8 protein-coding genes are annotated in these 12472 nt (G+C 64.1%); 5 read left to right on the top strand and 3 right to left on the bottom strand.

Annotated elements, in window-relative coordinates:
- The first annotated feature begins 118 nt into the window (after nucleotides 1-118).
- The 4 genes from BKE41_RS26315 (at nucleotide 119) to BKE41_RS26300 (ending at nucleotide 4919) form a co-directional block, all read left to right on the top strand.
- Complete coding sequence (locus BKE41_RS26315; protein ID WP_071000327.1) at nucleotides 119-1240, top strand: patatin-like phospholipase family protein; 1122 nt, start codon at nucleotides 119-121, stop codon at nucleotides 1238-1240.
- Nucleotides 1241-1263: 23 nt separating this feature from the next.
- Nucleotides 1264-2007 (top strand): acetoacetate decarboxylase, encoded by a 744-nt coding sequence (locus BKE41_RS26310; RefSeq protein ID WP_071000326.1) that lies wholly within the window; start codon nucleotides 1264-1266, stop codon nucleotides 2005-2007.
- A gap of 20 nt (nucleotides 2008-2027) precedes the next feature.
- Nucleotides 2028-2813, top strand: a complete 786-nt coding sequence (locus BKE41_RS26305; protein ID WP_071000325.1) for a 3-hydroxybutyrate dehydrogenase — start codon at nucleotides 2028-2030, stop codon at nucleotides 2811-2813.
- A gap of 645 nt (nucleotides 2814-3458) precedes the next feature.
- Nucleotides 3459-4919, top strand: coding sequence for an FAD-dependent monooxygenase (locus BKE41_RS26300; protein ID WP_071000324.1), 1461 nt, complete (start codon nucleotides 3459-3461; stop codon nucleotides 4917-4919).
- A gap of 124 nt (nucleotides 4920-5043) precedes the next feature.
- Here BKE41_RS26300 and BKE41_RS31355 read toward each other — a convergent pair whose 3' ends face one another.
- On the bottom strand, nucleotides 5044-5610 hold the full coding sequence (locus BKE41_RS31355) for an AraC family transcriptional regulator (protein WP_159392788.1): 567 nt from the start codon (nucleotides 5608-5610) through the stop codon (nucleotides 5044-5046).
- 678 nt (nucleotides 5611-6288) lie between these two features.
- Nucleotides 6289-7251, bottom strand: a complete 963-nt coding sequence (locus BKE41_RS30585) for an AraC family transcriptional regulator (RefSeq protein ID WP_083374432.1) — start codon at nucleotides 7249-7251, stop codon at nucleotides 6289-6291.
- Between the two features lie 606 nt (nucleotides 7252-7857).
- Here BKE41_RS30585 and BKE41_RS26290 point away from each other — a divergent pair.
- Nucleotides 7858-11259, top strand: a complete 3402-nt coding sequence (locus BKE41_RS26290) for an EAL domain-containing protein (protein ID WP_071000322.1) — start codon at nucleotides 7858-7860, stop codon at nucleotides 11257-11259.
- A 108-nt stretch (nucleotides 11260-11367) separates the two neighbouring features.
- Here the strand turns inward: BKE41_RS26290 and ribB are convergent, their stop codons facing one another.
- Entirely contained in the window at nucleotides 11368-12453 is a 1086-nt protein-coding gene (ribB, locus tag BKE41_RS26285; protein ID WP_071000321.1) for a 3,4-dihydroxy-2-butanone-4-phosphate synthase, read from the bottom strand.
- Nucleotides 12454-12472 lie beyond the last annotated feature (19 nt).

Below are 12472 nucleotides of genomic sequence, written 5' to 3'. Positions count from 1 at the left end.
CGTTGCACGCAACACGCACTTCGCCGGCGCGATACAGGCGATCGTCGAACGACGGTGTCATCCCCGCGTCATCAATCCCATAAAAGGGTGAGGCATCCCAAACGACGCAACGAGGTCGATGTTGTCCGCCTTCGATGCCGGTGAGACAGGCGTTCTCGTCCTGCAGGGAGGCGGCGCACTCGGTTCCTACCAGGCTGGCGTGTACGAGGCGTTGGACGAGGGTGGCATCGGCCTCGACTGGATCGCCGGCATCTCGATCGGCGCGATCAACGCTGCCCTGATCGCCGGTAACGAACCGAAGCATCGCGTCGAGCGCCTCCGGCAGTTCTGGCAGCAGGTCTCGTCCGGCGTCACGGGCTCACCCTGGATACCCGGCGAGCAGGCGCGCATCGCCTTCAACGAGCTCTCCGCCAACATGGTCGCGAGCTTCGGCGTGCCCGGGTTCTTCACGCCGCGCGTGCCGCCCGCCTTCCTGTACCCGCCCGGCGCGCCGGAGGCCCTCAGCCTCTACGACACCGCGTCGCTCAAGGGCACGCTGGAGCGGCTAGTCGACTTCGATCGCATCAACCACGGCGAGATCCGGCTCAGCGTCGGCGCGGTCAACGTGCGCAGCGGCAACTTCGTCTACTTCGACAGTCGGCGCGATCGCATCGGCCCCGAGCACGTCATGGCCTCCGGCGCGCTGCCGCCCGGCTTCCCGCCGGTCGAGATCGACGGAGAGTCGTACTGGGACGGTGGCCTGGTCTCGAACACGCCGCTCGACTACGTGCTCGAATGCGAGCGGCAGCGCGACCTCGTGGTGTTCCAAGTCGATCTGTTCGCCGCGCACGGGATGATGCCGCGGACGCTCGTCGAGGCGGCCGAGCGCGAGAAGGACATCCGGTACTCGAGCCGAACGCGGCTCAACACCGACAAGAACGTCGAGATCCGCAAGGCGAAGCTCGCCTTCCGCAACCTGCTGGAGAAGCTGCCGCCCGAACTCGCCGGCGACGAGAGCGTCGCCTTCCTCCGGCAGGTCGCGCATGCGAACTACCTGACGGTCATGCAGCTGATCTACCGGCGCAAGACCTACGAGGGGAATACCAAGGACTACGAGTTCTCCCGCGCCACGATGCTGGAGCATTGGACCGCCGGACGGAACGACGTGCTGCGCTCGCTGCGGCACTCCAAATGGCGCGAGCGCCGCTACACGGATCACGGCGTCGCCGTCTTCGATCTCACGCGCGACGCGCGCGATTAGGTCCTCAGCCGGAGCATAGGCTCATGAACCGCGAAGAGATCCTGTCCCAATCCTCGATGCCGGTCTTCAGTCCGAGCTATCCTCGCGGTCCCTACCGCTTCGTCCGCCGTGAGTATCTGATCATCAATTACGAAACCGATCGCGACGCTCTACGGCGCGCGCTTCCGGAGCCGCTGGAGCCGCATCCGGACAATTTGGTCTTCTACGAGTGGATGAAGATGCCCGATTCCTCGGGCTTCGGCGACTACCAGGAGAGCGGATCGGCCGCTCACGCCTTCTACGACGGCGAGCCCTGCAACTTCTCGATCCAGATGTACCTCGACGATGAGCCGCCGATCACCGCGGGTCGGGAGATCTGGGGCTTTCCGAAGAAGTGGGGGCAGCCGCGCCTCGACCTTCGCAAAGATACGCTCACCGGCACGCTCTACTACGACGAGGAGCGCGTCGCGATGGGCACCATGACCTACAAGCACAAGAGCCTCTGCCACGACCTCGACGGCGTGAAGCAGGGCCTCAAGAAGCTCAACGTGAACCTCAAGCTCCTGCCGGATGTCGACGGCTCGCCGAAGGTCGCGCAACTGGTGGGCTACAGGCTGGAAGACATCCACGTGCACGGCGCCTGGGATGGCGAGGGTCGCCTCGATCTAATCCCGCACGTGAACTGCCGCGTCGCCGACCTCCCGGTCCGCCGCATCGTCGGCGCGCGACACATGATCGTCGACTTCACGCTGCCGTTCGGACAGGTGCTGCACGATTATCTCGCCTAACGAGCCGATTGGAGGCTGTCATGGTTTTGAAGTCCAAGAGCGCGATCGTCACGGGTTCGACGAGCGGGATTGGGTTGGCCATCGCCAAGGGCTTTGCCGCTGAGGGCGCAAACGTCGTCATCAACGGCTTCGGTCAGCCAGCGGACATCGAGCGCGAGCGCGCCGCCTTGGAAAACGAATACGGCGTCAAGGTGCTGTACTCGGCGGCCGACATGACAAAGCCGGAGGACATCGCCGGCATGATCAAGCTGGCTGATGATAGCTTCGGCTCGGTCGACGTCCTGGTGAACAATGCCGGCATCCAGTTCGTCTCGCCGATCGAGGAATTCCCCGCCGCGAAGTGGGAGCAGATCATCGCGATCAACCTATCATCGGCCTTCTACGCCATGCATCATGCGATACCGCTGATGAAAGCCAGAAAGTGGGGTCGGATCATCAACACCGCTTCGGCGCACTCGTTGGTCGCCTCACCCTACAAGTCGGCCTATGTCTCGGCCAAGCACGGCATCGCAGGCCTGACCAAGACCGCGGCGCTGGAGACGGCCGCTTATGGCATCAACGTCAACTGCATCTCGCCGGGCTACGTTTGGACACCGCTGGTCGAGAGCCAGATCCCGGACACCATGAAGGCGCGAGGATTGACCAAGGATCAGGTTATCAACGACGTGCTGCTGCATGCCCAGCCCACCAAGCAGTTCGTGACCGTGGACCAGATTGCGGCACTCGCGGTGTTCCTCTGCTCGGACGCGGCGAGCCAGATCACGGGCGCCAACATACCGGTAGATGGCGGCTGGACGGCGCAATAAGACGGTCTTTAGCGTCTTATCGCGCCCTATCTCAAGGAATGGCGTCTATGCTTTGAGTTGGTCCCGGCACGGCGGGGGTTGGCCATCGATCCGGTCGGCGTCTCGATCCATCATCGGACGCCCCGGAGGGACGCGAACGGTATGCGCTCGGGAATCGATCGCGGGACCCGTCGGTGGCGACCTTCGCCCGCGACGACGGCCGGCCCGGCGGTCCCGCACGCGATTTTGAGTGACGTCCTTGGTCGCCCCCACCGGCGCGGTCGCGGGCCGCGTCCGGACGGCATGCCGCAGCCCGGGGTGTCGTGCTCAACCCGGGTCGTGCCGACCCGCGTAGGCTGCGATCTGCCGACATCCCGGGTGCGCGGACCGATGCGGGATCGCCGATCGCCCTTCGTTGTGCCTCGGCGCGTGGCCCCTTCAGCGCGAACTCGCGCGAGAGACGAGGCCGTGGAACGCCGGACGGATCCCGTCGGGGCTCTCGGGCATCGCTTTGGCGCCCCAAAGGTGGCGGGGCGCATCTGAGGGAGCGGATACCGTAAATCGTGGTCATTTTTCGTAAGACCGATCGGCCGCGCTGCTCCAACTTCTATCCTGCCAGGCAGCCGGAAGCGCGGGTGAGTCGCCTTGACCTTCGGAGTGATTCGAATGCAGCAAGTTCTGATTGTGGGCGCGGGCCCCGTAGGGCTCACCTTGGCGTCCGAGCTCGCCAGGTACGGGATCAGACCGCGGATAATCGATCGCAGCGCGCATCAATCCACGAAGTCGAAAGCCCTCGCCATATGGAGCCGCACGCTCGAGCTGATGGATCGCATGGGCTGCACGCCCGCGTTTCTCGATGCTGGCGTGCACGCGCACGGCGGCTCGTTCCACAACGGAAGCGTCGTGCTTGGTCACACCCGGTTCGATACGATCGCGAGCCCTTACAACTTCGGCCTCATGATACCTCAGACCGACACCGAGCGCCTCCTCATCGACCATCTCCAGTCGTTTGGCGTCGCCGTAGAGCGTGAGGTTGAGCTTACTTCGTTTAGTCAGATCGAGGACCGTGTCGAGGTCCATCTCAAGCATGCCGATGGACGCGAAGAAAATTTGCAAACGTCCTGGCTGATCGGCTGCGACGGAGCTCGAAGTACGCTACGGACGGCGCTAGGTCTAGAATTCAAGGGCACCACAGATGGTGACGACTGGATGCTGGCCGACATCCGTTTGGAAGGCGAAAATCAACCGCCGCGCGACGAGATCGCGGCCTTCCTGCATCCCGATGGCCCGTTCGTTGTATTCCCCATGCCGAACGACCGGACTCGGATCATCGCGGGCTTCAACAAGACCGAATCGGGCGGGGCTAAGCCTGAGCCGATCCTGGAGGACGTGCAGCGGCTTTCCGATAAGCGCATCGGACGCGGTTGGCATGTGACCGACCCCGTGTGGCTGGCCAATTTCCACATAAACGAGCGCAAAGTGTCGGAGTACAGGAAAGGGCGGGTATTCCTCGCCGGAGATGCCGCTCACATCCACAGTCCTGCGGGCGGGCAAGGCATGAATACCGGCATGCAGGACGCCATTAATCTCGCCTGGAAGCTGGCCCTGGTCGTTCGAGGTGAGGTGTCAGCTCAGCTGCTGGACAGCTATACGCCGGAACGGAGCTCGGTCGGCGAGAAGGTGCTGCGAAACGCTTCCTGGATTACGGAGCTGGGGACGCTGACGAACCCTGCTGCCCAGATGGCGCGCAATCTCGTCATGAAGCTTATGTTTGGCTTCCAATCCGTGCGGGATCGAGAGGCGGCCTCCTTCAGTGAGGTGGAGATCGCTTACGCCCAGAGTCCCTTGTCGACTGGCCGGCACGCCGGCAATCGCCTGCCCCCAGAGCAATATGACGGTCCGCCGCCCGGCAGCGGAAGCGTGCCACGTTTCGTCCTATACTCCGATGACAAGCAGAAAGGCGGCGCGCTCACGACGCGGTTCCCTGGGCTGCTCGAACCGGCTCCGCGTAGGTCGCCGACGCAGCACGATCTATTGATCGTGCGACCGGATGGCTACGTCGGTTTCGCTGCGGGAGCGGACAAATGGGGCGAAGCCGAGAAGTACCTCAGCAGGCTGGCCGCCTAACCGGGCTCTGCGCGGCGTCGGCACGATCGCGGCCCAGTCTGAAGTCCCACGGCGACCATTCGAGCTACGGCAGATGAAGAACACCAAACATACATCGATATGGGCCGACCAGGATTCCAGCTTGCTAAAGGCGGCGCGTTTTGCGCCACTCACGAGGACTTTGCCCCGTAAACTTCCTGAATATCGCCGCGAAATGATTTGGCCTCTCGAAGCCGCACCGAACTCCAATCTCGATCATTGGAAGATCAGTCTCCTTGAGGAGCTCGCACGCCCGCTGCAATCTCAGGCCGATCAGGTAACTGTGCGGTGCCTTGCCTGTGGTCCTGCGGAAGGACCGGGCGAATTGCGTCGGGCTTAGGCCGCAGAAGCGCGCGAGTGCCACGATGGGAAGCGCCTCGTCCATATGGGCTTGCATATGCTCGAGCACGGCCTGCATACGGCCGCCTTGGAGCGGAAACGTCGGCTGGAGTGGCCGTGGCGCCAGATTGGAATGATGTCGAAGCAAGCTTACGGCCAGAGCTCGCGTCAGTGAATCGGCGATGAACGTGGTGCCACGATCGCCGACCTCGGCCTCGGCAAGGATCAATCGGCCGATCTGTTCGAGTTCCCTACCGGGCACGGGAAGACATCGATCGAGCGATACATCCGCCGCATCGACGCCGTACACGCTCTGAGCCACCTCGGTGATCACGCAGGGCTCGATATGGCTGATGAGTACGTCAGGTCGCCCCATGAGCGTCCTCGAAATGGACTGCCCGGATGGGATGACGCTGATATGACCGCGCTCTCCCCAACTCCGGACACGCCGCCCCCCGTCGCGCCGTTCCTCGACCAGCACAGGTCCACTCAGCAGGGTTACGATCACGTGATCACGTAAGGGCGGGATCTCGAGCGTGCAGGGTGGCTGCTTGTATCGCTGCAGGGACAGGCCATCCCAACCCAACCCCTGGCTTGATACCAACGGCCTCGTAGGCATGTACCCAACGAACTCGTCGGGACCGATCGAGGACAACACGACAGGCTGCAATCGGGTCTCCCCACGGAAAATCCCTCGGACTCGACTCAGGCCGACTCGAGGTGCACCGAATGCCGGACCGCAGGGATCTCGCAGTCCTCGAAAATCTGCCGGTGCGATCAAACTAACGTGCATCAACTACGCGCGGAGTTCATCATCGGTTCATTCGAACCGATCCCGGGTCACGGATTCCGGGCATCACGTCCGATATGAGGTGGCGATATGGAGAGGATCGCCTGTCGATCCATGGGCGCGCGATGCGTTCACCGCGATGAAGATGCTCGATACACGCCGCGAGGAGGCTCATGCCGAACGGCTCGATCCAGTTCGACCGGCGGATCAAAGCAGCAGTCGTCAAGCGCAATAGATATCGCTAAAATTCAATTCAAAGCATTCATCTGACGATGTATCTCTGGCTTGCCCCCCGATCTTGCGCTCGTTGCGCCAATCTCTCGGAGTCATCCCTGTCGATTCCCGAAATGTGGACGAAAAATAATTAGGCCACTCAAATCCACATTTCAGGGATATTTCGTTCACTGGAATGTCCGTTTTCCCTAGGAGTTCGCAAGCCTTTTCGATTCGCAAATCTGATAGGAACTGATGTGGCGATTTTCCGGTCGCTTCCTTGAAAGATCTACGGAATTGCGATGGGCTCAAGCCACTGATCGCGGCAAGCTTCGATAGGGGCATGGCTTCATCGACGTGGATCGCCATGAAGTCGATCACCCGCCGAAGTCGGACGCTGGGTGATGATGGCGGAGGGCGCGGTGAGCGTCTTGAGGCATCGGAATGACAACGGAAAAGGTGTGTGACCAGGGAACGTGCAAGCTTGTCCGCAACGTAGCCTGTGCCGGGACCGCCCCTCTCAGCCTCCGTCAACAACGCTCTACAAAGTCCGTCGACGCAAACATCCGCGATTGCGAGGCGTGGGATCAATGCTATATTATGAACTGCAACGCCATATACGGTGAACGCCACATCGGCCATCAGGTCTGTCGCCACGTGAACGACGACAATATCGTGCTTACCCTTGATCGTGCAGCGAATAGGACGCCCGGCGGGAATAAGGCTCATCTGCCCACGTTCCACCCAGCGACGCTCAATGCTGCCTCGCTGATCCAACTCAAGCCTGATGGGCCCCTCGAGATACAATACCACGATTGGATCGCGGGACCGCGGCAGATCGATGCGGCAGGGCGGGTTGTAGAAGCGTTGCAGCACGATGCCCTCCCATCCGCGCTCATAGCTGGACTGAACGGGAATGCTCGGCATCAGCCTCGCCAGGTCGGCAGGGGTCGAGAGGCATTTCGATTTCATCACAGATGTCGACACGCTTATCTACCGCTCGTCCCACGGGATCTCGCCGATATGCGAAGCCATGCGAAATAAAGCAATTCACCTGTTAGTTAGATTTTCATATCGATACAGATCCTTAAATCCGCCATACGTCGTTCAAATTAATTGAACTGACGCCATACCATAAAACCTCATCCTGTTCGGTACGATCAAAGACCCGCGGCGACTTGATCTCACCTCGCCCGCTTCACGGCAGACGCGGGCCGCATTTGCCTCGCCCGGCTACGATCATGACTTGGCGGTCGCTACATGAACGGTCAAGGCTATAACGGCAGGTAAGGGCGATGCCGTCCACTCCGAGGTCGTCCTCTGCGCGGCCGACCCCGACCCGCGTGGTGTCCGGGTCGTTTGGAGCCCGAGGAGCCTCGGCCCTGTTCCGCACGGACGAGACAAGCACCTGTCGGCGGAGCCACGGGCGCTGCTGGAGGCGAGCAAGGTTCCGAAGGTCAGCGACGCGGCGCGTCAATCGGCTTGACGGCTCCGGGATGTTGAAAGCCTCTTTTACGTTTTCATGCTCTCCTATCGCCAGCCACCGCGCAGCTTTGAGTGGTGGCGGGAGCGGAGACGATGCCGTCGCGGATCAGGAGATCAGTCGCGACCCTGGGCTTGAGCGGGTGGTTGCGCGTCGCCGCTCTCGCAGTCGGCCTGGGCATCCCTTCGCTCGTCACCTGGACCCTGGACCGGCAATACAGCCAGGATCTCGCCTACGCTGAGAAGCGAGCTGCGAACACCGCTCGCGCCCTCGGTCAGCACGCCACGCGCAGCTTCGAGACGATCGACACATACCTGCGTGCCGTGGTGTCCCTCGTCGGTCCGCGCGCCGATACCCTACCGTCGCAGGCGCTGCACGCCGCCCTCCACGAGCAGTTCGTCCACTCGCACCTCAACAACATCATCATCATCGATCGTGACGGGCGGGCGATCGTCGAGGCAGACACCTTCCCGAGCCGGTCCCTCGACGTGCACGACCGTGACTATTTCCAAGCCTTGCGTGATCGGCCGGACGAAGACCTTGTAATCGGACGCCCGGTGATCGGGCGATTGACCGGCAAGCTCCTGCTCCCGGTCGCCCGCCGCATCGACAATCCGAACGGCTCGTTCGCGGGCATCGTCCAGGCGATGCTTGACCTTGAGACCTTCCAAACCGTCTACGCCGACATCGACAACGGTCCGGGGGCGACCCTCAACCTGTGGCACGCGGACGGAACGCTGCTGGTGCGCTCCCCCAGGATGCCGGAGTTGGTCGGCAAGAACTACGCGGACAGGACGAATTACAGGGAGCACGTACTGTCCAGGGATGACAAGCCGTTCTGGTCCCCCGGATTGACGGACGGTGTCGTGCGGGTGATCGCCTACAGCTTCCTCGACGGCTTCCCGCTCTACGTTGGCGCCGCGCTCTCCCGCGCCGACGCTCTCGCCGACTGGCGTCGGTCGGCCCTTACGCAAGGCGCTGTCGCGGGCAGCCTCACCATCGTGCTCGTGGTCGCTCTGCTCCTGCTCGCACGTGAGATCGAGCAGCGTCAGACCGCTGACGCGCAGACCAGGGCGAGCGAGGCGCGTTTGCGTGCGCTGACAGACACCCTGCCGCAAATGGTCTGGTCCATGGACGGTGAGGCTGGCGCGACCGTGTACCGGAACGCGCAGTTCGAGGCGTATTACGGCCCCATGGGTCCCACGCTCGCCGACCGATTGGCGGCTCACCATCCCGACGACGCCGGGGGCATGGCCGAGACGCGAACCGCTACGATCGAAAAGAGTCTCACCTACAGCGTGGAAGGGCGCCTACGTCGTCACGACGGCTGCTATCGCTGGCACAGGCTCGTGATGATCCCGGTGCGTCGCGACGGGGAAGTCGTGGAGTGGATCGGCACGGCCCTCGACATCGATGACATCGTGGTGGCGCGTAAGGAACAGGCAGAGACGGCCGCGCTGCTGCGCGCGACCTTGGAGACCATGGATGAGGGGCTGATCCTATACGGGCCGGACCTCCGCGTGCGCTTGCACAACCGGCGCGCGCGCGAGCTCCTCGACCTGCCCGAGACCGTCCTGCACGAGGGCAGCCCCTACAGCGCGATCAACGCCTTCCAGGTCGCGCGCGGCGAGTACCGGACCAGCCCGAACACCCTGGAAGGCGCGCTCGTGGCCGCCGACCTCGCGAGCTTGCCGGACGTGTTCGAGCGTCAGCGACCGGATGGGACGAGCCTGGAGGTGCGCGTCGTGCGGTTGCAAGGGGGCGGCTATCTGCGCACCTACATCGACACGACGCGGCGCCGTGAGGCCGAGGCGCGCTTGCGGATGAGCGAGGAGCGGCTCGCGCTCGCCCTCGACAGCGGCGAGGACGGGATCTGGGATTGGGATCTCGCGGCCGGTGAGATCTGGGTCTCGGACCAGTGGATGCACCGGCTGGGAGACGGGGGCTGCCAACGCATCGCGATGTCCGCCTACGCACAGTTCGTGCATCCCGAGGATCGCGAACGGATGGCTCGCGCGTTGCGCGAGCACCTCAAGGGCCTGACGCTCGCGTTCACCTGCGAGCACCGGCTCTGTCGCAGAGATGGCGATTACTTTTGGGTCCTGACCCGCGGCCGTGTCGTCGAGCGCGCCGCGACGGGGCACGCGACACGGATGGTCGGCACGCAGATCGACATCTCGCGGCGCAAGGAGGCCGAAGCGCGCGTCGAGCACATGGCCTACCACGACGCGCTCACCGGGCTGTCCAACCGCTTGCTGTTCCGCGAACGCCTCGATTGCGCCATCCGGGCAACCGCGACGGCCCCTGGTCGTTTCGCCGTCCTGGTCTGCGACCTCGACGGATTCAAGGCGGTGAACGACACGCTCGGCCACATGGTCGGTGACCGCCTGCTCTGCGTGGTGGCCGCGCGCATGCGTGCGGTCCTGAACGAGGGCGACATCGCAGCCCGCCTCGGCGGTGACGAGTTCGCGCTGGTGCTCGGAGGCCTGGACGGCGAATCCAGCGCGCGACGCGTGGCGGAGCGGATCATCGCGGCGGTCAGTGCCCCTGTCGAGATCGACCAAGCACGCGTCGAGGTGGGCATCAGCATCGGCTACGCGATGGTGCCCCAGGGCGGCGGCGATGCGGACGAGGTGTTCAAGCACGCCGACGCCGCGCTCTACGAGGCCAAGGCAGCCGGGCGCGGAATCTGCCGCCTGTTCCGACCCAACGTACACCGGCGGGCTGCGGTGCGGGGCTCGCTGGCGCTCGATATGAAGGAAGCGATCCGGCGTGGCGACTTCTCCCTCGTCTACCAGCCGGTGATCGACGTGACCACGAAAGCGGTGGTCAGCTTCGAGGCGCTGATGCGCTGGGACCACCCCGAGCGTGGCGCGATCTCACCCGCGGATTTCATCCCGGTAGCCGAAGAGACCGGGCTGATCGTGCCGCTCGGCGCCTGGGCGCTGGACCGAGCATGCCGCGAGGCGCAGCGCTGGCCTGCACCGATCCGGGTCGCGGTGAATGTATCGACGGTTCAGATCCGCGACGGATTGGAAGAGGCGGTGATGACCGCGCTCGCGGGATCGGGCCTGGACGCTCGGCGCCTGACGCTGGAGGTCACGGAAAGTGTGTTGATGCGCGATGCGGACGATGCGCTGACACGCTTGCATCGGCTGCGCGGGCTGGGCGCCGAGGTGGCACTCGACGACTTCGGCACCGGATTCTCGTCGTTGAGCTACCTGCGCCGGTTCCCGTTCGACAAGATCAAGCTTGATCGCGCCTTCGTCCGCGACATCGCCGAACCGGAGACGGCGGCGATCGTTCGGGCGGTAGCGGACCTCGGCGAGCGGCTCGGCAAACGTGTGGTGGCCGAGGGCGTGGAAACCTGGGAGCAATTGGATCAGGTGAAGCAGGAAGGCTGCACGGAGGTGCAAGGCTTCCTGTTAAGCCGACCGCTCGCCGCTGCCGACGCGCTCGCCTTCGCGATAGCCGACGCCGAGCGGAGGGCCGCATGATCGCTCGACTTTCCGAGCACCGTCCGCCGACGGCTGCGAGATGTCAGCGGCGCCGGTGCAAATCATCCGCGGGTTGGTGATGCATCCGCGAACGGATGCGGCGGGGCATCAGGCGTCGAGCGGCTCGCCGCCGACGATCTCGATGCCGAAACCGGTCAAGCCGACATAGGATCGCGGCGAGCCGCTGATATTGCGGATCGAGCTGACGCCCAGGTCGCGCAGGATCTGGGCGCCGAGACCGACCTCGCGCCACTGGCGGACGCGCTGCGCCTCGGCGCCCCCCTCCGAGCCGGCCGCGAAGCGCGATAGCGGCACGCCGGCGGTGCCATCGCGCAGATAGACCAGCACTCCTCTGCCTTCCTCGGCGAAGCGGCGCATCACGGACCTGATCTGTCTGCCGCCCTCGATCGCGTCGGCGACGACATTCGAGCGATGCAGACGCACGAGCACGTCGCGCCCGTCGCCGATCTCGCCGTGGACGAAGGCGAATTGCTGGACCGCGTCGAAGGGCGTGACAAAGGCGTAACCGGTCAGCGGCCCGAACTCGGTCTTGATCGGGAAGCTGCCGATGCGCTCGACCAGCCGGTCTCGCGCCTGTCGATAGGCGATGAGGTCAGCCACCGACACCTGCTTGAGTCCGTGCTTCTCGGCGAAGGCCTCGATCTGCGGCCCCTTCATCACGGCGCCGTCGTCGTTGGCGAGTTCGCAGATCACGCCGACGGGCGGCAGCTCGGCCAACCGGCAGAGATCGACCGCGGCCTCGGTGTGCCCCGAGCGCATGAGCACGCCGCCATCCCGGGCGATCAGCGGGAAGACGTGGCCTGGCCGCACGAAGTCGCCCGCGCCCATGTTGCCGTTGGCGAGCGCCCGCACCGTGTTGCAGCGCTGCTCGGCCGAGATGCCGGTCGTCAGGCCGTGTTTGACGTCGACCGTCACGGTGAAGGCCGTGCCGAGCGGCGCGTCGTTTGAGGCCACCATCGGGTCGAGCCGCAGGCGGCGCGCCTCGTTCTGAGTGATCGGCGCGCAGACGATGCCGCAGGTGTTGCGGATGATGAAGGCCATCTTCTCTGGCGTGCAGAGCGAGGCCGCGACGACGAGGTCACCCTCGTTCTCGCGATCGTCGTCGTCGGTGACGACCACGATCTCGCCGCGGGCGAAGGCTGCCACAGTCTCGGTAACACGGGAATAATGCACGGTGATCGTCCGGTTCGAC

Source organism: Methylobacterium sp. C1 (assembly GCF_001854385.1).
Taxonomy (GTDB): domain Bacteria; phylum Pseudomonadota; class Alphaproteobacteria; order Rhizobiales; family Beijerinckiaceae; genus Methylobacterium; species Methylobacterium radiotolerans.
Note: the sequence above shows the minus strand (reverse complement) of the source record. Positions and strands in the feature narration are given on the sequence as shown.

Bases quoted from the DNA above. Each gene is read 5' to 3' on its own strand.
- BKE41_RS26315 (WP_071000327.1), top strand. From the start codon at position 119: ATGTTGTCCGCCTTCGATGCCGGTGAGACAGGCGTTCTCGTCCTGCAG.
- BKE41_RS30585 (WP_083374432.1), bottom strand. From the start codon at position 7,251: ATGAAATCGAAATGCCTCTCGACCCCTGCCGACCTGGCGAGGCTGATG.
- BKE41_RS26310 (WP_071000326.1), top strand. From the start codon at position 1,264: ATGAACCGCGAAGAGATCCTGTCCCAATCCTCGATGCCGGTCTTCAGT.
- BKE41_RS26300 (WP_071000324.1), top strand. From the start codon at position 3,459: ATGCAGCAAGTTCTGATTGTGGGCGCGGGCCCCGTAGGGCTCACCTTG.
- BKE41_RS26290 (WP_071000322.1), top strand. From the start codon at position 7,858: ATGCCGTCGCGGATCAGGAGATCAGTCGCGACCCTGGGCTTGAGCGGG.
- BKE41_RS26305 (WP_071000325.1), top strand. From the start codon at position 2,028: ATGGTTTTGAAGTCCAAGAGCGCGATCGTCACGGGTTCGACGAGCGGG.